The 17,422-nt window shown below is 60.5% G+C and carries 17 protein-coding genes; 10 read left to right on the forward strand and 7 right to left on the reverse strand.

Going from position 1 to position 17,422, the window contains the following annotated elements; genetic code table 11:
- Positions 1–7: 7 nt before the first annotated feature.
- From ACX3YF_RS20300 to ACX3YF_RS20325, 6 genes are all read left to right on the forward strand, one after another.
- Positions 8–994, forward strand: coding sequence for a VirK/YbjX family protein (locus tag ACX3YF_RS20300; RefSeq protein ID WP_458944855.1), 987 nt, complete (start codon positions 8–10; stop codon positions 992–994).
- A gap of 11 nt (positions 995–1,005) precedes the next feature.
- Positions 1,006–2,208 carry a glycosyltransferase gene (locus tag ACX3YF_RS20305; RefSeq protein WP_458944856.1) on the forward strand — a complete coding sequence of 401 codons (1,203 nt, stop codon included), beginning with the start codon at positions 1,006–1,008 and terminating at the stop codon, positions 2,206–2,208.
- Positions 2,205–3,392 carry a glycosyltransferase family 2 protein gene (locus ACX3YF_RS20310; protein ID WP_458974159.1) on the forward strand — a complete coding sequence of 396 codons (1,188 nt, stop codon included), beginning with the start codon at positions 2,205–2,207 and terminating at the stop codon, positions 3,390–3,392. The genes ACX3YF_RS20305 and ACX3YF_RS20310 overlap by 4 nt, the downstream gene beginning before the upstream one ends.
- Positions 3,392–4,135, forward strand: coding sequence for a WecB/TagA/CpsF family glycosyltransferase (locus tag ACX3YF_RS20315; protein WP_458974160.1), 744 nt, complete (start codon positions 3,392–3,394; stop codon positions 4,133–4,135). The genes ACX3YF_RS20310 and ACX3YF_RS20315 overlap by 1 nt, the downstream gene beginning before the upstream one ends.
- 300 nt (positions 4,136–4,435) lie before the next feature.
- Positions 4,436–5,578 (forward strand): hypothetical protein, encoded by a 1,143-nt coding sequence (locus tag ACX3YF_RS20320; RefSeq protein WP_458944858.1) that lies wholly within the window; start codon positions 4,436–4,438, stop codon positions 5,576–5,578.
- Positions 5,579–5,656: 78 nt separating this feature from the next.
- Positions 5,657–6,784, forward strand: a complete 1,128-nt coding sequence (locus ACX3YF_RS20325) for a glycosyltransferase 61 family protein (protein WP_130208852.1) — start codon at positions 5,657–5,659, stop codon at positions 6,782–6,784.
- A 79-nt stretch (positions 6,785–6,863) separates the two neighbouring features.
- On the opposite strand, the gene ACX3YF_RS20330 is transcribed toward ACX3YF_RS20325, so the two are convergent.
- From ACX3YF_RS20330 to ACX3YF_RS20360, 7 genes are all read right to left on the reverse strand, one after another.
- Positions 6,864–8,288 carry an undecaprenyl-phosphate glucose phosphotransferase gene (locus tag ACX3YF_RS20330; RefSeq protein WP_130208850.1) on the reverse strand — a complete coding sequence of 475 codons (1,425 nt, stop codon included), beginning with the start codon at positions 8,286–8,288 and terminating at the stop codon, positions 6,864–6,866.
- A 433-nt stretch (positions 8,289–8,721) separates the two neighbouring features.
- Positions 8,722–9,243, reverse strand: coding sequence for a cytochrome C (locus ACX3YF_RS20335; RefSeq protein ID WP_196584785.1), 522 nt, complete (start codon positions 9,241–9,243; stop codon positions 8,722–8,724).
- A gap of 85 nt (positions 9,244–9,328) precedes the next feature.
- Positions 9,329–9,850 (reverse strand): methylamine dehydrogenase light chain, encoded by a 522-nt coding sequence (locus ACX3YF_RS20340; protein WP_130208846.1) that lies wholly within the window; start codon positions 9,848–9,850, stop codon positions 9,329–9,331.
- A gap of 18 nt (positions 9,851–9,868) precedes the next feature.
- Positions 9,869–10,495, reverse strand: a complete 627-nt coding sequence (gene mauD, locus ACX3YF_RS20345; protein ID WP_130208844.1) for a methylamine dehydrogenase accessory protein MauD — start codon at positions 10,493–10,495, stop codon at positions 9,869–9,871.
- Between the two features lie 4 nt (positions 10,496–10,499).
- On the reverse strand, positions 10,500–11,039 hold the full coding sequence (locus tag ACX3YF_RS20350; RefSeq protein ID WP_458974161.1) for a MauE/DoxX family redox-associated membrane protein: 540 nt from the start codon (positions 11,037–11,039) through the stop codon (positions 10,500–10,502).
- A gap of 11 nt (positions 11,040–11,050) precedes the next feature.
- Positions 11,051–12,199, reverse strand: coding sequence for an amine dehydrogenase large subunit (locus ACX3YF_RS20355; RefSeq protein WP_130208840.1), 1,149 nt, complete (start codon positions 12,197–12,199; stop codon positions 11,051–11,053).
- Positions 12,200–12,388: 189 nt separating this feature from the next.
- Positions 12,389–13,861: a sensor histidine kinase gene (locus tag ACX3YF_RS20360; protein ID WP_458944860.1), complete on the reverse strand. Its 1,473-nt coding sequence runs from the start codon at positions 13,859–13,861 to the stop codon at positions 12,389–12,391.
- 351 nt (positions 13,862–14,212) lie between these two features.
- Here ACX3YF_RS20360 and ACX3YF_RS20365 point away from each other — a divergent pair, with 351 nt between their 5' ends.
- From ACX3YF_RS20365 to ACX3YF_RS20380, 4 genes are read left to right on the forward strand one after another with little or no spacing between them, the layout of a single operon-like run.
- Positions 14,213–15,376, forward strand: coding sequence for an acyl-CoA dehydrogenase family protein (locus ACX3YF_RS20365; protein ID WP_458974162.1), 1,164 nt, complete (start codon positions 14,213–14,215; stop codon positions 15,374–15,376).
- A 40-nt stretch (positions 15,377–15,416) separates the two neighbouring features.
- A complete protein-coding gene (locus ACX3YF_RS20370; RefSeq protein WP_130208834.1) occupies positions 15,417–15,788 on the forward strand; it encodes a hypothetical protein in 372 nt (123 codons plus the stop codon).
- Positions 15,789–15,791: 3 nt separating this feature from the next.
- A complete protein-coding gene (locus ACX3YF_RS20375) occupies positions 15,792–16,262 on the forward strand; it encodes a nuclear transport factor 2 family protein (protein WP_130208832.1) in 471 nt (156 codons plus the stop codon).
- The gene (locus ACX3YF_RS20380) at positions 16,259–17,416 is read left to right on the forward strand and encodes an amidase (RefSeq protein WP_458944861.1); all 1,158 of its coding nucleotides are present in this window, start codon (positions 16,259–16,261) and stop codon (positions 17,414–17,416) included. The genes ACX3YF_RS20375 and ACX3YF_RS20380 overlap by 4 nt, the downstream gene beginning before the upstream one ends.
- Positions 17,417–17,422 lie beyond the last annotated feature (6 nt).

A 17,422-nucleotide genomic window follows, 5' to 3' on the forward strand; every position in this document is an offset into this window, starting at 1 on the left:
GACTTCTATGAGTGATTGGCTGGCACTGAAAAGCATGTTTTCGTTACATGCCGGGTATTCCCCCAGGGCGTTGAAAAACAAACTCAAGATGCTGGTGCAGGTGGCGAAGAACCGGGCCGAACTGAAGTTGTTTTTGTCGCGCATGTCGAGTGCTCTGGGCGACGCGGGTTTCAAGCGACTCGGCGCAGATTGCCTGGGGGTGGTTCATTGGCCCTACATCAGTAAAAGCTGGAGTGCCGGGGACCGACTCGGGGTATTGGCCTCGCATTACGAAGTGGTCACAAAAAGCTGTCCGCAGTTATTGCTCTATGGGCGGGACGACAGGCTGGTACTGAGCGATCTGTCGGCGTTTTCTGCCCATTGTTCCCTGGTTCTGGATCGCCCGATCTGGTTCATGCGCGAAGGGGAATTGGTGCTGAACCTGTTTCAGGAGGATTTGCGCATCGCCTCGATCGCTTTCACCTTGTGTCGTGTGGAGGGTGCGCTTTGTCTGTTCATCGGCGCGGTGCAGGGGATACACAAAGGCGTCGAGAGTGAAAAATCCCTGGGCATCTACAGGGACCTGACCAAGGATTTCGAAGGCCTGCGACCGAGAAGCTTCTTGATTGAAGTCATCAAGTACATCGCGACCCATATCGGCGTCCAGAAAATCTATGCCGTCGGCGATGGGTACCGTCACCATCGTCATCCGTATTTTGGCGCCAGTAAGGCTCAGGAGCTGTTGGCTGATTATGATTCGATATGGTTGGAGCATGGTGCCACTCCGTCGGAGCGCGAAGACTTTTTCGAGATACCCATGGCCCCGTCCAGAAAGCCGCTTGACGCCATAGCCTCAAAAAAACGGGCCATGTACCGCAGGCGATATGAGCTTCTGGACAGCACCTTTGCGCAAGTGGATCAGGTACTGAAAGGTTGCCATGCAGCGAATCGCGCTCAAGGTTCCTGCACCACGGTGCAAGCACCTGCCGTCACCACCCTCCGTACTGACCACTGAGCCGGGTTCCCATGCGCATCGCTTATTTCATCAATCAATACCCCAAGGTCAGCCATAGCTTCATCCGTCGCGAGATCCTGGCCCTGGAGCGCCAGGGTTTCGAGGTACAGCGCGTGGCCCTGCGGGGCTGGGATGCCGAATTGGTGGATGCCGAAGACGTGTCTGAACGCGATAAAACCCGCTACGTGCTGCAGGACGGCGTCAAAGGCTTGTTGGCGCCTGCGCTGCAGGTACTGCGCGCCCAGCCGCGATGCTTCTTTTCGGCGCTGGGGTTAGCGCTGCGCATGGGGCGGCGGGCCGATCGCTCCTGGCCTTACCATTTGGTTTACCTGCTTGAGGCGTGCCGCCTGCTCACCTGGTTGCAGGCGTTTGGCGCCAGGCATGTGCACGCGCATTTCGGCACCAACTCCACCGAGGTGGTGATGCTGGCCAGCGCGCTTGGCGGGCCGGCGTACAGTTTTACCGTGCACGGCCCGGAAGAATTCGACAAACCGCAGTTCATTCATTTGGGCGAGAAAGTGCGGCGTGCAGCGTTTGTCGCGGCCATCAGCGCTTATGGACGCAGCCAGCTGTTTCGCTGGGTGGATCATGCGCATTGGTCAAAGGTCAAAGTGGTGCATTGTGGACTGGAGCAGGCGTTTCACAATGTGCCGGCGGTGGCCGTGCCGTCCGCGCCCCGGCTGGTCTGCGTAGGGCGCTTGTGTGAGCAGAAGGGCCAATTGTTGTTGCTTGAGGCCGCCCGCATCCTGGCGGCACAGGGCGTGGCGTTCGAGATCGTGCTGGCCGGCGATGGTGAGATGCGCGAGCAGATTGAAGCGCTGATCGCACAGTACCGATTGCAGGCCCAGGTGCGAATCACCGGCTGGATCAGCAGCGATCAGGTGCGCGCGGAAATACTGGCGGCGCGGGCCATGGTCTTGCCGAGCTTCGCCGAGGGTTTGCCGGTGGTCATCATGGAAGCCATGGCCTTGCGTCGGCCCGTTCTGACGACCTACGTAGCGGGCATTCCCGAGCTGGTGCGCCAGGGCGAGAACGGCTGGTTGTTTCCCGCTGGCGACGTCGACGAGCTGGCGGCGGCGCTGGCCGATTGCCTGGCGCAACCTGCCGACGTCTTGCAACGCATGGGCGAGGCGGCGTATCAACGGGTGCTGGAACGACACGATATCGATACCGAAGCCACCAAGTTGGCTCACCTGTTCAGGGCGCAAGCATGATCACCTTGTTTAATTGGCTGTTCAGCGGACTGTTGATCCTCATCGTCCTCCCGGTGTGCGTGCTGTTCGTCCAGGTGTTGCTGGCCTGGCTGCCGGCGCGGTCGCTGCCGTCGGCGAAATCCTCGCGGCCACGGGTCGCGGTGTTGGTGCCGGCGCACAATGAATCCTCGGTCATCGTCGCGACCTTGAAGACGATTGGGCCGCAGCTATTGGAAGGGGATCGCCTGCTGGTGGTGGCGGACAACTGCTCCGACGACACCGCCGCGCTGGCACGGGCGGCGGGCGCCGAAGTGGTGGAGCGCAGCAATGACCGGCAACGGGGCAAGGGGTATGCGCTGGACTTCGGAGTCCGTCACCTGGCGAGCGCCGCGCCTGACGTCATCATCATTGTCGATGCCGACTGCCAGATCAGCGATGGCTTTGTCGAGCGCTTGGCCACCTGCTGCATCGACTCGGGCCGACCCACACAATCGCTGAATCTCATGCGTGCTCCCGCAGGTTCCGGGCTGAAAGTGCAAATTGCCGAGTTTGCCTGGTGCGTGAAGAATCGGGTGCGCCCGCGAGGTTGGGCCCGGCTCGGTTTGCCCTGCCAATTGATGGGCACGGGAATGGCTTTCGCCTGGCGGGATCTGCCGCTGATCGATCTGGCCAGCGGCCACATCGTCGAAGATCTGAAGATGGGCCTGGATTTCTGCCGGAGCGGCAAGCCGCCGCTGTTTTGCCCCGATGCGCTGGTGACCAGTTATTTTCCGCGCAGCGAAGAGGGCCTGACGACTCAGCGTACGCGTTGGGAACATGGTCACTTGGGGGTCATCCTGGGTGATACGCCCAAGTTGTTGGTGGAGTCGATGGCCAAGGGAAACGGGAATCTGCTGGCCATGACCCTGGACTTGCTGGTCCCGCCGCTGGCCCTGTTGACGTTGGCCCTGGTGGCGGCATTTGGTCTTTCATGGCTGGTCTTTCTCCTGGCCGCAATCCTGGCGCCAGCCTTGATCGCCACGACCGGGATGCTGCTGTTGGCAGCGACCATCCTGCTGGCCTGGAGCCGATTCGGTCGCGAGATCATTTCTTTCTCCGCCTTGATGTATGCGCCGTTCTACGCAGTGAAAAAAATCCCCTTGTACATAGGCTTCTTGCTCAAGCGCCAGGTTGAGTGGGTGCGTTCCAAACGGGATGACAACTGATGCGCGCCCTGGCCTGGTTGCACAAATGGCAGACGATTATCCGCACGCTCAGGGTGGTCGATGATGATCAGGATGAACATGGACTGATCGATGCCTTGTGCCGTCCCGAGCGGTCGACAGTGCTGGGGTTCGTCAACGCCCACGCGATGAACCTGGTGGCGACCAACGCCGACTATTACGCTTCGCTGTCCGCTGCCGACGTGTTGTTGCGCGATGGCTCCGGCATGGCCATTCTCTTGCGCAGACTCGGTCTGGCACCGGGACTGAACATGAACGGTACGGATTTCATTCCGAAAATACTGGCGGCCTATAGAGGTCGGCGCGTGGCGTTCTGGGGCACCGAACAAACGTATCTGAACAGCGCTGTGCAGCGTAGCGAGTCGCTGTACGCCGTAAACGTTGTTTCGGCCCACCACGGTTTTTCCGAAGTGGAGGCCTATGTCCAGCTTGCCCGGGAGTTTCAGCCAGAACTGATTGTTCTGGGCATGGGCATGCCCAAGCAAGAAGCCGTTGCGGCGAGACTGGCGGCCAGCGGAGTGCCCTGCCTGATCGTGTGCGGCGGGGCGATTCTGGATTTTCTCGGCGGCAAGGTCAGCAGGGCCCCCCAGTGGATGCGCCGCCTCGGTTGTGAGTGGGTGTTCAGGTTGATCAGCGAACCCAGGCGACTGTTCACGCGTTACGTGGTGGGTAACCCGATGTTCCTGCTGCGAACCCTGGTATTCCGAGAGAGGGCGGCCAGCTGATTGGCCAGGTGTGGGGGCAATCCGGGGTGGAGGCCGGTGTAAAAACACCCGGCGCAAAAACACGGCAACGAGGCCATCACTGCCTTGCAAAACCCGGGCGTAGCATCTTTACTCCTGAGGGTAATCCCGACTTGTCGGACTATTTGGGGTTGGTGTCTTCATTAACGCTGTGCCAGAAAAATCTCCTCGAATATCTTGATTTCCTGAAAGGGGGGGCTGGCGGTCGAACTCTCGTTTCGAGTCTTCATCTAGCTACTTGCAAACTAATTTGACCTTCCCTCGACCTGTGCCAGTGAGCAAATGAAAGAATATATAGCGTCAAAAATACGCAAGCTAATATCTCCTTCTTTACGCTTCGAGCTCAGGAGAACCGTTTCGTGGCTGCGGGACATACTAAGTCGGGCATGTTTTTGGCGCTGGGAAATTGTCAAATTCAAACTACGGCAAGAGAGTTCCTTCAACGTCCTCTATATCGGCAGGAAAACCCAGCGTGAATTCGCCAAAGTGCTCTTGGGGACGGACGCTCCAGACGCGGATAGCCAATTAAAACCCGACCCGTCAAACCCGACGGTTTTGGTCAGTGAAATACCCACTCCCGGCGCATTGCGCGTGCCCCAGTACCTGAGTGCCATTGTGCCGCTGAGCAGGTCACTCGATGAAATCACCGCACGCTACAACACCGAGCTGCGTCGCAACCTGCGCAAGAATCGCCTGCGCTATCGCATGAAACAGGCGCTGAACGACGATGAGATTGAATGTGCGGATCAGCAAATGCTTCAGCCCTACGCCAAGGCCAGGCATGGCTCGGCGGCGGCGCAGATAGACACGCACGAGGTTCGCAGGGTGGCCAAAAATGCCGGCCGGCTGGACCTGGTGCTGCTGGAGAACGACGTTGTCGCTTGCCATCTGGGGTGTGTCATCACCAAGGGAGGCAAGCGTTACTGGAGCACGATCCGGTTTGGTTACCCTGAAACGGTGTATTCCGACGCCAAGAAACTACGTGAAGTCAATTCAATTACCACCTTCATGGCGCTCGAATGGGCGATTGAAAACGGTTTTGACTATTACGATATCGGCATTTGCCTGGCGCGTCCGGACGATGGACTGCTTGAATGGAAAAGAAGGCGCGGCGGGGATGTCAATACGCTGGGTAACAACGGTTATATGTTTGTTCGACTACCTAAAGTGGGCTCGCCGACATTTCTTTGGGAAACCCCGCTATTTGCAGTCGAAGGCAAAGAGTTGACGCTACATCTGGGACTGCCTGACGGGCCGAGTGATGAAGAAATTGCAAGCCGTTATCGAGAAATGGGTTTTGGTGGGCTGTCCAAAATATACCTCCATTGTGCCAGGCCGCCACAAGCGCCGCTTCTCGACACCTTGCGCGGTCGTTACAGTCATTTGAAGTCGCCACCCCGAATGGAATGCGTTATATCCGCCTGAATGGATTCTAAGTAAGTGCAGTTTTACGTGTTGGATATAAGCGCTATTTCTGTATAAGTACATGAGAGTTGAATTCATATGTCGGATATAGATGCAGTCGCAAAGGGTGGTCCGGCGAAGTGGAGTCTTGCTGCGTATAAACACATGTTGAAGACGCGCCTGACACGAAAACCGTCGCTCATGCTGCAAAGTGTCGCCGTCAAGACATGGGAAATTGCCCCCCGTGAGATGGCGATCGCTCCGCCTGCGTTTTTCCTTCCCAACCAGCTCGAGCGTGTGACGGGATGGGCTGGGGATCTTTTTTATCCCTTCGAACATCCCCGCCGCACCATGGAAGGGATCGGCGAGGTTGAACATGGCCCGACGCGTGGCTACCTGCTCAAAGATGCCTGGTTGATCGACGGTGCGCTCTATAAGGGCAATGCCAAATCCTGGCTGTCGCCTCGCTCCGGATGGTTGCCCAGGATTCGCGTGGAAAACGAAATCGATCGCGGCGCGCTGTATTGCACCGCCGGCGGGAATAAATGGTTTGGCTCATGGTTGATGGACGACTGCATCACCTATCCGATGGCCTGCGAAGAAGGCGTGCCGGTGACCACGGCGACGTCTGACAAACTCGTTTCCACTTCCAGGCACGGCATACTTCACGCCCCCGGCTATGAAGACTGGCTGGGGATGACGCCGGTTCGTTTACGCAATGCGTTTTTCCGTGAACTGGTGATCTTTGACGACCTCAGCCAGAACCGCCACAAGCACCGGCGCTTTCGCGCGATGGGCGACAAGTTGCTGTCCCACGTAAACGCCAGCGCTCACCCCGGGGTGTTCATTCTGCGCGGTGACAAGGGAGAGCTGCGCTTGCTGCGCAATGAGCTGGAGCTGGCTGAACGCCTGCGCGACCGCAGGGGTTTTCGCATCATCGATCCGGCGAAATCCGATGTACCGACCATTGTGGCGGCCTGCGCCGGGGCAAGAATCGTCGTGGGCATCGAGGGCAGTCATCTGATCCATGGCGTCAACGTACTGCAGCCGGGTGGTTCACTGCTGGTGCTGCAGCCACCTAATCGTTTCCTCTGCTTTTTCAAATACCTGACGGACCGTGACCAGCAAAACTTCGGATTTGTGGTGGGTACCGAAGAGGGCAATGGTTTCAGTATCGACGCCGATGAGGTCGAGCGAACGCTCGACCTGTTTCCGGCAGGCACATAGTGCGGCTGGCCAGCGAAGCTGGCCACGCCAATCAATCACACCCCTCGCAACTCCAGATCGCCCCGGTCTTCAAGTCTGGCTAATAGGCATGCTTGCCGGAGAAGGCCAGCACAGTGCGCGCGAGAATGGTGAAGTCGAGCCAAAGCGACCAGTTGTTGATGTATTCGATGTCCGAATCCACCCGCCGGATCATCTGCTCGATATCTTTCGTCTCTCCCCGAAACCCACGCACCTGAGCCAGACCGGTAATGCCCGGCTTGATGTTGTGGCGCGCAAAGTAGTCCGAGATGTCGGGCGAGTATTGCGCATCGTGTGCAATAGCGTGCGGTCGCGGACCCACCAGCGACATCTCGCCCATCAACACGTTAAACAACTGTGGAAGTTCATCCAGGCTGGTTTTTCGAATAAAGGCGCCCACTCTGGTTTTGCGCGGATCGTTCTTTTCGGCTTGCTTGACGACGCCTTCATCCGGCTGATGGACAACCATGCTCCTGAACTTCCAGATACGAAAGGAATCGCCACTCCAGCCCATGCGCTCCTGGCGAAAGAACACCGGTCCCGGGCTGTCGAGCTTGATGGCAATGGCGACTAACAACAGCACCGGCGCTGCGAATAACAGGATAAGGAACGCCAGGACTTTATCTTCGAGATTCTTCAGAAACAGCCGCAGCCCCATCAGCGGTGTTTCAGACAACGTCAGCACGGGAATCCCGGCAATTTCACGCACACTGTGATTGATCAAGCGCAGCGAAAAGATATCCGGCACCCAGTTCACGGAAATGTGCTTATCGAACAGTTTTAAGTAAACGTCCTTGATGACGTGCGAACCATCCAGGGGCGTAACGAAATACACGGTGCGAATGGCGTGTTGCACGACCAGCTCATCAAGGTCGGAAATATGACCCAGTATCGTCAGGCGTTGCGCACTCTTTGATCCATCCTTTCCCTGATCATCGCTTCCCCCGATCAGGACCGAGCCAACCACCCGCTCACCCAGCCAGGGGTTGTTACTGATTTTCTGGTGAAGGAAGTTGGCCAGCTCGCCCGTGCCGATGATGAGCGCGTTGTCCCGTTGCGCGGGGTGGGCCAGGAACTTCTTCTGTAACTCGCGGGTGGCAAGGTGCAAAAGCAGTTGAGCGAAGTAGCCAATCACAAACAACTCGGCCACCAACAGGCGCGAATATTGTTCGCCGGTTTTAGTTAGAAAGGCCATGGCAACCAGAAAACAAAAAGCGGCGGTCCATGCCTTGAGCAACTTGAAGGCTTTGACGGCGAATCCGACATTGCTTCGGTAAATCGCATAATGGTCGTATACGACGGCCAACGCCCCAAGCAGTAACAGGACCATGATGACATAGGCCTGCGAGACGAAGCCGATGTGATAGTTGATCAAATACCACGCGACGCCGGTCACTGCGAGACCATCGAGACCGGCCTGAATAACGATACTGGTGCTGCTTCTTCGCTGAAGTACGGAACGGCTAGTGTTAGGCTCAAATATCATATTTAGACCTCATTGCTGCCCCCCATCGCGCTCACTGATAACGCGACTCAGATCAAAACTGCCCTCGTTCGAGAGCGTTTGCGTGCGCGTCACCAAAAGCTTCCCCCGCTCCTGGTATACCACCTTCTGTCCCGATTGCTGACCTGGGGCCGAATGTGACAACGCGTGGTATCACTTTAGCAGTACGCTGGAATCCTTCACGCAATCGTCGCAGTTTTATAGCACTCATTTGTGAAGGAATCCGCTGGCCGACGGGCCGCGCTTGCTCAATGGCCATGCACGGCATGTGCCGCCGGTTCGGGTGGCTTCGTAGCGGGAGGGGAGGCGCAGACAGGCGGCTCTTCGGTACCCGGGGGGCGCGGGTCGAGTGCCGTTCGGAGGCGAAGGGGGCATGGCCCCCGATTTGGCAACTGAGGTTACTTCACATCTGCCGTCAATTGTTCATGCCGTCTTCAATGGCGATGCCTTGCGCACGCATTTTCTTGATCAGTTCAGCACGGGTGCCGGGGAGGTTGAGCATGGTCTGGGCGCGCAGTGCCGCCACTTCTTCGGCGCTGTAGGGCTGGTAATCCTCCGGTGTGCTTTTGCCGGCCAGGCCGTCTTTGCGCATCAACCAGTTGAGCAAGTCCGCCAGTTGCGCATTGTTCAGCGCCGACTGCGACATGCCCGGCACGCGCACCAGAAACTCGCGGCCACCGGGAACTTTCAGAAAGTTACCGACAAACCCCGTCATCCGGGGCGTGTCGTTGGCCGCCGATCCCATGCCGTTGCCCAGGTGGCAGCCGGCGCATTGCAACTGGTAATTGACGCCAACGCTGTAACCGGCCTCGGCGATGGGCTTTTGCAGTTCTTCGTTACCCGGAGCGTGACGTTGCGCTGGGTTGGGAATGGCGCGGGCATGAGCGAGCGGGACGCTCAGGGTGCAGACGAGACCGAGGAGTAGCAACTTGCGCATTGAGGGGCCTCTCTTGTTTTTGTGGCCTGAACACGATCGTGAAAAAAACCGCCGATTGCCCGGGCAACCGGCGGTCACGCGCGTGTCAGACCGCCACGCCGCGGATGATCGAAACGGTGCAGTGGTAGATGTGCGATTTGGCGGCCAGGCACCAGTTCACATCGTTGTTGTTGAACGGGCGGTAGGCCGGTTCTTCACTGTCGTTACGGGTACAGGCGCACTGGGCACAGCTTTGCTTACCGCAGCAGTCGTTGTACGAAATGATGTAGTCCTTGCCGTCGGCCGGGTTGCGGCAGGTGCCGATCCAGGTCACTTGCGAGGCTTCGGTACCCGGTGGGCAGGAGGTCACCGAACCCCCGCAGCAGCTGCACAGAAAGCCGTCGATGGAGCAGTAGCGCCAGTAGTCGCAGGTGTTCGGATCACCGGGGTCGCCGGCTTTCGGGTCGGTGGCGGCCAGTGCCTTGCTGGTGCGATCCAGTGGCAGCAGCAGGGGCAGGGCGGCACCGGCCACCATCAGTGAGCCCATGCGCGACAGCAATTTGCGGCGCGAGGTGGTGTCGGCGACACGGCGAGTCGAGCGCTCGAACAACAGATCCAGCAGTTTCATAAACGTCTCCCTGCCTTATCAGTGGCTATGGCCGTGGCTGTGGTCGTGATCGTGGGAATGCGGTTGGGCATTGAGGTACTGCTGCAAAGTGGCGTGCTTCAGGTGTTCCACTTCGAACAGGCTGTCCAGGTGCTCGCGGGAGTTGACCAGACCTTTGGCGCGCAGGGTGCCGGCCTTGTCGATCAGCGCGGCGTAGGGCAGCTTGCCGATCTGGTAAGTCATGCCGACTTCCGGACCGACCACGTAGGTCGCGTCTTCGAGTTTGTGCTCGCGAATCAACGCTTGCTGGGCGTCCATGTCGCCATCGCTGATGAACACCACGTCGAGCGTACCGGCCTGTTCCCTGGCAATGGATTTGATCGCCGGCAGCAGCGACTTGCAGATCGGGCAGGTCGGCGAGAGGAAGAACAGCAGTTGCGATTTTTCACCGGCGTAGCCGAAGTTCACCGGGCGACCCTTACGGTCGGTGGCGGTCACTTGCGGCGCGGCTTCGTTGACGGCCACGCCTTTGTCGACCATCAGTGCACCGGCCGGGGCCAGGCGACCGTGCAGCACGCCAATCTGACGAACCAGGCCCATGACGACGAACGCCACGGCCACCAGCAGAACCCAGAGCAGAACGTTGGAAACAATCAAGCCTTCCATTGGATCACCTACCAATCAATTTGAGCAGAAGAGGGGCGTTCGCCAGCAAGCCATCGGCTGCGGCGTAGATGAGCAACGCGACAGCCGCCGCGGCAACCGTTACAAAGCCATCGAACAGCGTCATGTCGCGGGCAATCGGCGCGACGCTGGCCAGCAGCGCCAGCACCACCAGCACGCTGTTGCGCAGCAGCAGGACCGGACGCAGCGGTTGCGCCTGGTCCGGGCCGGCACAGCCGCAGTCGATGTCGCGACGTCCGCGCCACAGGTTGATGCCAATGGCTGCGGCGTACAGCGCCAACAGACTGGCCGCGCTCAACGCGGCCCAGCCACGGCTGACCGGCAGCAGCAGCGCGAAGGCGATGGCCAGTTCCAGCAGCGGGACCAACCGGGCGACCGGGCGCACCAGCGAGTCGGGCAGCAGTTGGTAGTCGGCCAACTGCCTGGCGAAGCGCGCGGGTGCTCCTACCTTGTGGGTCGCCGCACTGGCCAGCAACACCGCGATGGCGAGTGCGCTGGCAATGATGAAGATCGGATCTGAGTGCATGGCCGAACCTCTTAGTAGCTCATGACCTGAGTCGCGGTTTTTGCGACTTTTGCCATGCTGCCGGTGTGTCGGTTGGTCTTGAGATCGAAAATCTGCAAGCCGCCTTCAACGTCGGTGCCCAGCAGCAGCGGTTTGTCGTCGCCGGTGGCCTGCATGCTCCACACCGGTGCCGGTGCTTCCAGGGTCGCGATCTTCTTCTGGGTCTTGAGGTCGTAGGCCCAGATGAAGGTGCTCGGGTCTTCCCACTTCATGGGTTCGTGAGCGTCATGCATCAGCACGTACAAACGGTTCAGCTTCGGCGCGACCGCCATCAACTGCCAGCCGCCCGGCGCCCAACCGGCCTTCTTCTCGGCATCGGTGACCAGCGACCAGCTCGGCAGGAGCTTCGGTGTATCGCCGGAGAAATCCACTGCGCGCACGGTGCCGGTCGTGGTGGTGAAGTAGTAGGTGTCGCCGACGTTGACCGCGCGCTCCACCAGTTTTTCTGCGTTGGGGTCGAAGAACGGTGTGCGGTTGCGCGCGGTTTCCTGGCCCTGGTCGTTGAGGGTCACCACCTGCAGGCTGCCGTCGCCGCACAGCGAGGCGAAACGGCGTTTGCCAACCGGGTAGTTGAGCACGCAACCCGGAATCGCGATTTCCGTGGCGACGGCCTTGGTCTGGGTGTCGACCACGGTCACCGAGGTCGACGGGGTGAAGTTGTAGACGTAGACAAAACGGTCATCGCCGCTGGTCTTCAGGCCGTAGCGCTGGGTCAGCGACTCGGCCCGCTTGTTCGGAATCAGCACCTCCCAGGCGGGCGACAGGGTCGAGGTGTCCCACGCGGTCAGCACATCAGTGCGGGTGCCACGGGTGCCACGGGAGTACCAGATGTCGGCGCTGTAGATCAGCTTGCCGTCATGGCTCAGGGTCGAAGGCGCGGCGAAACCGGTCGGCACCATGCCCAGCACGCGTTTCTGGTCCGGGTCGACCACGGTGACACGGCCGGCGACGAAGCTGTCGAACTCGACATCGACGACGAACGCCCGGTGTGCTTCAGCGGGGAACGGCAACACGGTCTGACCGATGGTGTCGGCGGGCAGGTCCGCACGGGCACTGTTCAAACCGAGTACAAGCAGGCTCAGGCCTAGCGCTGACTGTACGGAGATCCTGTTTGTTCGCATAAGGGGAACTTCCTGAATTGTTGGTAACGCGGATCGCGGGTGAGTGGGCAGATTCTGACGATTGAATAGTGCCTCGCCCGGCAACCCCGGGAATTGCCCTGCCTGCCAAGTGTTTGTGTCTCTGTGCCAGTGTCACGGACACGCCACAAAACCGGGGTATGCGATCCCCTGTGGCGAGAGGGTTGTGTGTCAGGCGAGGGGAAGGGAGAAGGTAAACACTGCGCCACAAGGCGCCTGGTTCTGCGCCCAGATGTCGCCCCGATGCCGGCCGATGATGTTCTTGCACAGCGCAAGGCCAATGCCGTTGCCGCTGACTTTCGACGAGAAGAATCCGTCGAACAGCTTCTCCTGCGCCTGGGCCTGAATCCCGCGTCCGCAGTCTTCGATGCGCACCAGCGCCACGCCCTTGTCGGCGCTGGCATGGATGCGCAGCAAACGCCGCTCCAGCGGCAGATCGGCCATCTCTTCAATCGCATTGAAAGCCAGGTTGAGAATCACCTGACCGATCAGCACCTTCTCGCAACTCACCCGCAGCGGCTCGGGCGAGGTCACGACTTCCACGCGTACCAGGCTCGGGTCGGCGCGCAGGCTGATGAAATACTGGGTTTCGCGTAGCAGTTCGTTGAGGTCGATCAGCTCTTCGCTCTGCTCCAGCTTGACCACGTAATCGCGCACGCTCTTGATGATCACCGACGCGTGCTCGATCTGCCGCACTGCGCTCTGCAACCCCCAGGCGACCCCTTCATCGGCGTCGGCGGCTTTGCCCAGACGGATCACCGCGCCTTCGATGAAGTTACGGGTGGCGGCCAGCGGTTGGCTCAGTTCATGGGCAATCGCCACGGCCATTTCACCCATGGCGTTGTAGCGCGCCAGGTACTCGAGTTTTTGCTCGCTGACCCGCCGCGCTTCTTCGGCCTGCACCTGCTCGGTGACATCGCGGAACAGCAGCAGGTGGCCGACCAGATCGTCTTCGATTTCGATAAAACGGCAGGTCGCATCGTGCCAGCGCCATTCGCCGTCACGCCGTTGCACTTGGTAGTGCACGCTGAAGGGCGCGTGGTCCGGCGTGACGTTGGCCAGTTGTTGCAGCAGTCGCTGACGCGAAGGGTCGTCGCACCAGGCCAGGAAGTTCTCGCCGAGCAAACTGTGCACGTCGCTGTTGAGCAAGTGTGCGGCGGAGTCGCTGAGAAAGCGGATGTCGCCCTCGGGCCCGAGCACCGCCACGCCTTCGGCCAGGTCCTGCATAAAGGCCTTGAGCCGGCTTTCGAAGCGCTTGAGATCGCGCTTGACCTTGTCCTCCCTGGAGATGTCGCGGAACTGCACCATCAGCACATCGCGACCTTCCAGGTGCACCAGGGTCGCCACCGCCTCGGACAGAATCTCCACCCCTTGCTTGGAGCGATAGCACCACTCGATGGCGCGCTGCCCGGTGCGCGCGGCGCTCTCGAGCCAGCGCAAACCCACCGAGCGCCGGTACTTCGGTGCATCGCGGGTCATGTCCGGCGCCTTCAGCGGGGTCAGTTCCTCCAGGGTAAAACCCAGCGCCGCCAGGGCGGCGGCATTGGCCCAGAGAATCTCCTTGGTGTGCGCATCGTGAAGAATGATGCACAGCGGCATGGCTTCGATCAGCGCATAAAAGTCGTTCGGTTTTGGCAAATACATCACACAGCCCTTGGCGGCAGAGGGTTCTGATCGGCGAAGTCAGAAGTATGGCTTTTTATACCGCCTCGCGCCCATGGATGCGCTCAGAGGTAACCGGTGTCGGCCTAGGGGTTTTCTTTAGGCGGGGGGCTGCACGCACCAATAGTTGCGCCGGGGTGGGGTTTTTACACTGGACCGCAATGCAAGGGTGAGCACGCCGACCCCCTGTAGGAGCGAGCCTGCTCGCGATGGTCGTCAACGATGACGCTTGAAACCTGACACCCCGTGGTGCTCTCAGGTTCTTCGCGAGCAGGCTCGCTCCTACGGAGAGGCTGCCGCCCTGCCAACAATAAGCAAAAACGGAGAAAGCCCATGCTGCGTTCAGCGGTCGCGCAACAAGACGCTCTGCCAGGCGTTGACCAGAATGTCGTCGAGAGCCCTGCCTTTGCGCAGGTGCTGGAAGAAGTGCGTCAGCGTCGCAGCGAATTCGACAGTCTCTCCCACGTGCCAAGGGACATGATCGAGCGCTTCAAGCAGGTGGGTATTTACCGCGCCGCCACGCCGAAATGCTATGGCGGCGATGCCCTGGCGCCGGCACTGTTCCTGCAAATGATCGAATGCATCTCCGAGGCCGACGGTTCCGCCGGCTGGGTCGCCAGCTTCGGCAGTGCCGGCGTCTACCTCGCTGCATTGCCACCCGAAACCCTGGCTGAAATCTATGCCGACAGCCCGGACCTGGTGTTCGCCGGCGGCTTGTTCCCGCTGCAACCCGCCGAGGCGGTAGAGGGTGGTTGGCAGGTCAACGGCACCTGGAAATTTGCCAGCGGCTGCAAGGGCGCAGACTTGCTCGGTGTGGGTATCGGCGCTGCAGGGGGCAAGCCGCGCACCGCCGTATTCCGTCCGGACCAGGTCGAAATCGTCGAGAACTGGGACGTGGTCGGCCTCAAAGGCACCGGCAGCCATGACCTGAGGGTGACCGACAAGCGCATTGATGAGCGCTGGACCTTCATCCGTGGCGGCGCCGCGACCGTCGACGAACCGTTGTTCCGCTACCCATCGATTGCCTATGCCGCGCAAGTACTGGCGGTGGTCAACCTGGGCCTGGCCCGTGCCGCCCTCGACGAAGTCAGCCGTATGGCCGGCGGCGGTGGCATCACCGGCGCTCCGAAACTGGCCGACCGCGCTTATGTACGCATCGAGATCGCCAAGGCCGAAGCCAAACTCAGCGCCGCGCGCGGTTTCTTCTACGGGGCCACCGAACAGGTTTGGCAATCGATCCTGGCCGGCAACCCGGTCACGCCCGAGCAGACCAGCCTGCTGCGCCTGTCGGCGATCCATGTTTCCCAGGCCGGGGCCGACGTGGTGCAAAGCGCCTACAGCCTGGCCGGCACCACCGCCATTTACCTGCGCCATCCGCTGCAACGCTACCTGCGCGACTCGATGGTGGTGACCCAGCACGCCTTCCTCAGCGAAGGGCTGTACGACGGTGCCGGCTCGGTGTTCCTCGGCGTGCCGCCGTTCCCGGGCTACATCTGAACCCATTTTTCAGAGCTCTCCCTTTCAAGGATCAAAACTCATGACCCAGACCACTCAAGAACCCTTGCGCGTCGTCTTCTGCATCGGCATCACCCAGAACTTTTTCGACCTGCCCACCGGCGAAGGCCTGAGCGTGTGGAAAGGCTTCAGCCAGATGATGGGCTCCCTGGGCGCGATGCCTGGCATCACCGTGCTCGGCGCCATGGACGATGACCGCCTGATGGTCGGCCCGTCCACCACCTCGCCCTGGACCGTGTACATCATGGCCGACGTCGACTGCCACCAGTCGGTGATCGACGCCTGCAACCTGTTCCGCACCACGCCAGTCGGCGAATACAGCCTGTGGCGCTACGCCAGGGTCGAAGCGCGCATCGGTCGTCCGCTGACCATTCCCGACGCGGCCAAGGTGTAAGCCATGGACGAGGCCTTGCTGCAGCGTCTGGTGACGCTCGAAGGGGAAAGCGCGGTGCGTCGCTTGATGGCTCGCTACATGGACCTGTGCGATGTGCCGAGGGCGGTGACTCACGTCAGCGAGCTGGCCCGGCTGTTCACGGTCGATGCGATCTGGGAAGGGGTTGGCAGTGTCACCGCACAGACCTTTGGCCAACACCAGGGTCGTGAAGCCGTGGCCGCGTTTGTCGGCGGTTACCTGCCACCGTCGGAGCACTTCCGGCTCAACCTGCATTACCTCACCAGCGAGTCGATTGTGGTCGACGGCGGCACGGCGAAAGGGCAGTGGATCATGCAGCAGATTTCCACCTACGCCGATGGCCGCAGCGAGTTGTTCGGCACTCGGTTGAACATCGATTTTCGCTGTGTCGACGGTAGCTGGCTGATCGCGCATTTCCGCACGCAACGGCTGTTCAATATGGAGCTGAGTGCATGAGTACATTCATCAGCGAATTCCTCCTCGGTGGCAGCGGCAAACGCGTGGCCATCAAGGATTCCATCGACATCGCCGGCCATCCGACCCGCTCGGGCAGCCGTGCATTCGCCGATGCACCCCCGGCCACGAAAAACGCCGAGGTGGTGGACGCGATTATCAATGCTGGCTGGCAGATCGTCGGCAAAACCAACCTGCACGAACTGGCCTTTGGCGTCACCGGCATCAACGACTGGACCGGTACGCCGATCAACCCGCAAGCCCCTGACCGGGTGCCGGGTGGTTCCTCCAGCGGTTCGGCTTCAGCGGTCGCGGCGGGCCTGACGGACATCGCCATTGGCACCGACACCGGTGGTTCGGTGCGGGTGCCGGCGGCGTGCTGCGGGGTGGCCGGGCTAAAGCCGACTTATGGCCGTGTCAGCCGAGTCGGTGCGCATCCGCTGGAGTCGAGCCTCGATTGCGTCGGGCCGTTCGCCAGGTGCATGGACGACCTGATCGCGGCGATGCAGGTGATCTGCCCGGGCTTTGAAGCGCAAAGCTTGCCGAACGCCAGTGCAAAGGTCGCTTTCCTGGAAGTGGGCTGCGATCCGCACCTGCAAGCCAGCCTCGGTGCCGCCGCCGACCGCGCCGGATGGCGTCGCGGCAACCTGCGCCTGAGCGAATTCGAAGCAGCGTTCGCGGCCGGCCTGACGGTGATCAATTTTGAAAACTGGGCCGCGTTCGGTCATCTCACCGGCAAGGGCCTGATCGGCGCGGATGTGGAAACACGTTTGCTGGTCGCCAGCCGCACCACTCGCGAAGAACTGGCCCACGCCGAAGCCGTGCGCACGCGCTTCACGCAACAGGTGGACGCCGCGCTGGAAGACTTTGCAGTGCTGTTGTTGCCAACGCTGCCGACCTTGCCGCCGACCCTCAGCGAAGCCCGCGCCGGCAGCAAGACCGTGGCCGGCATGACCCCGCTGGTACGACCCTTCAATCTCAGCGGTCACCCGGCGCTGACGGTGCCGGTGGAACTCGATGGCGGCGGGCTGAAAGTCGGCCTGCAAATCGTTGGCCGCAAAGGTCAGGACGAACTCGTCTGCGCCTTCGGTGCGCAGCTGCAACAGAGCATGGCCGGCGAACGTCCAGCCCCAAGAAATCATAAAAACAAGCCATGAGGAGAA

This window comes from Pseudomonas fluorescens group sp. PF-69 (assembly GCF_054481235.1).

Excerpts from the sequence above, each read along its gene's own strand:
- ACX3YF_RS20370 (WP_130208834.1), top strand. The coding sequence starts at position 15,417 with ATGACCCAGACCACTCAAGAACCCTTGCGCGTCGTCTTCTGCATCGGC.
- ACX3YF_RS20305 (WP_458944856.1), top strand. The coding sequence starts at position 1,006 with ATGCGCATCGCTTATTTCATCAATCAATACCCCAAGGTCAGCCATAGC.
- ACX3YF_RS20365 (WP_458974162.1), top strand. The coding sequence starts at position 14,213 with ATGCTGCGTTCAGCGGTCGCGCAACAAGACGCTCTGCCAGGCGTTGAC.
- ACX3YF_RS20350 (WP_458974161.1), bottom strand. The coding sequence starts at position 11,039 with ATGCACTCAGATCCGATCTTCATCATTGCCAGCGCACTCGCCATCGCG.
- ACX3YF_RS20330 (WP_130208850.1), bottom strand. The coding sequence starts at position 8,288 with ATGATATTTGAGCCTAACACTAGCCGTTCCGTACTTCAGCGAAGAAGC.
- ACX3YF_RS20375 (WP_130208832.1), top strand. The coding sequence starts at position 15,792 with ATGGACGAGGCCTTGCTGCAGCGTCTGGTGACGCTCGAAGGGGAAAGC.
- mauD (WP_130208844.1), bottom strand. The coding sequence starts at position 10,495 with ATGGAAGGCTTGATTGTTTCCAACGTTCTGCTCTGGGTTCTGCTGGTG.
- ACX3YF_RS20360 (WP_458944860.1), bottom strand. The coding sequence starts at position 13,861 with ATGTATTTGCCAAAACCGAACGACTTTTATGCGCTGATCGAAGCCATG.
- ACX3YF_RS20310 (WP_458974159.1), top strand. The coding sequence starts at position 2,205 with ATGATCACCTTGTTTAATTGGCTGTTCAGCGGACTGTTGATCCTCATC.
- ACX3YF_RS20355 (WP_130208840.1), bottom strand. The coding sequence starts at position 12,199 with ATGCGAACAAACAGGATCTCCGTACAGTCAGCGCTAGGCCTGAGCCTG.
- ACX3YF_RS20325 (WP_130208852.1), top strand. The coding sequence starts at position 5,657 with ATGTCGGATATAGATGCAGTCGCAAAGGGTGGTCCGGCGAAGTGGAGT.
- ACX3YF_RS20300 (WP_458944855.1), top strand. The coding sequence starts at position 8 with ATGAGTGATTGGCTGGCACTGAAAAGCATGTTTTCGTTACATGCCGGG.
- ACX3YF_RS20335 (WP_196584785.1), bottom strand. The coding sequence starts at position 9,243 with ATGCGCAAGTTGCTACTCCTCGGTCTCGTCTGCACCCTGAGCGTCCCG.
- ACX3YF_RS20380 (WP_458944861.1), top strand. The coding sequence starts at position 16,259 with ATGAGTACATTCATCAGCGAATTCCTCCTCGGTGGCAGCGGCAAACGC.
- ACX3YF_RS20315 (WP_458974160.1), top strand. The coding sequence starts at position 3,392 with ATGCGCGCCCTGGCCTGGTTGCACAAATGGCAGACGATTATCCGCACG.
- ACX3YF_RS20320 (WP_458944858.1), top strand. The coding sequence starts at position 4,436 with ATGAAAGAATATATAGCGTCAAAAATACGCAAGCTAATATCTCCTTCT.
- ACX3YF_RS20340 (WP_130208846.1), bottom strand. The coding sequence starts at position 9,850 with ATGAAACTGCTGGATCTGTTGTTCGAGCGCTCGACTCGCCGTGTCGCC.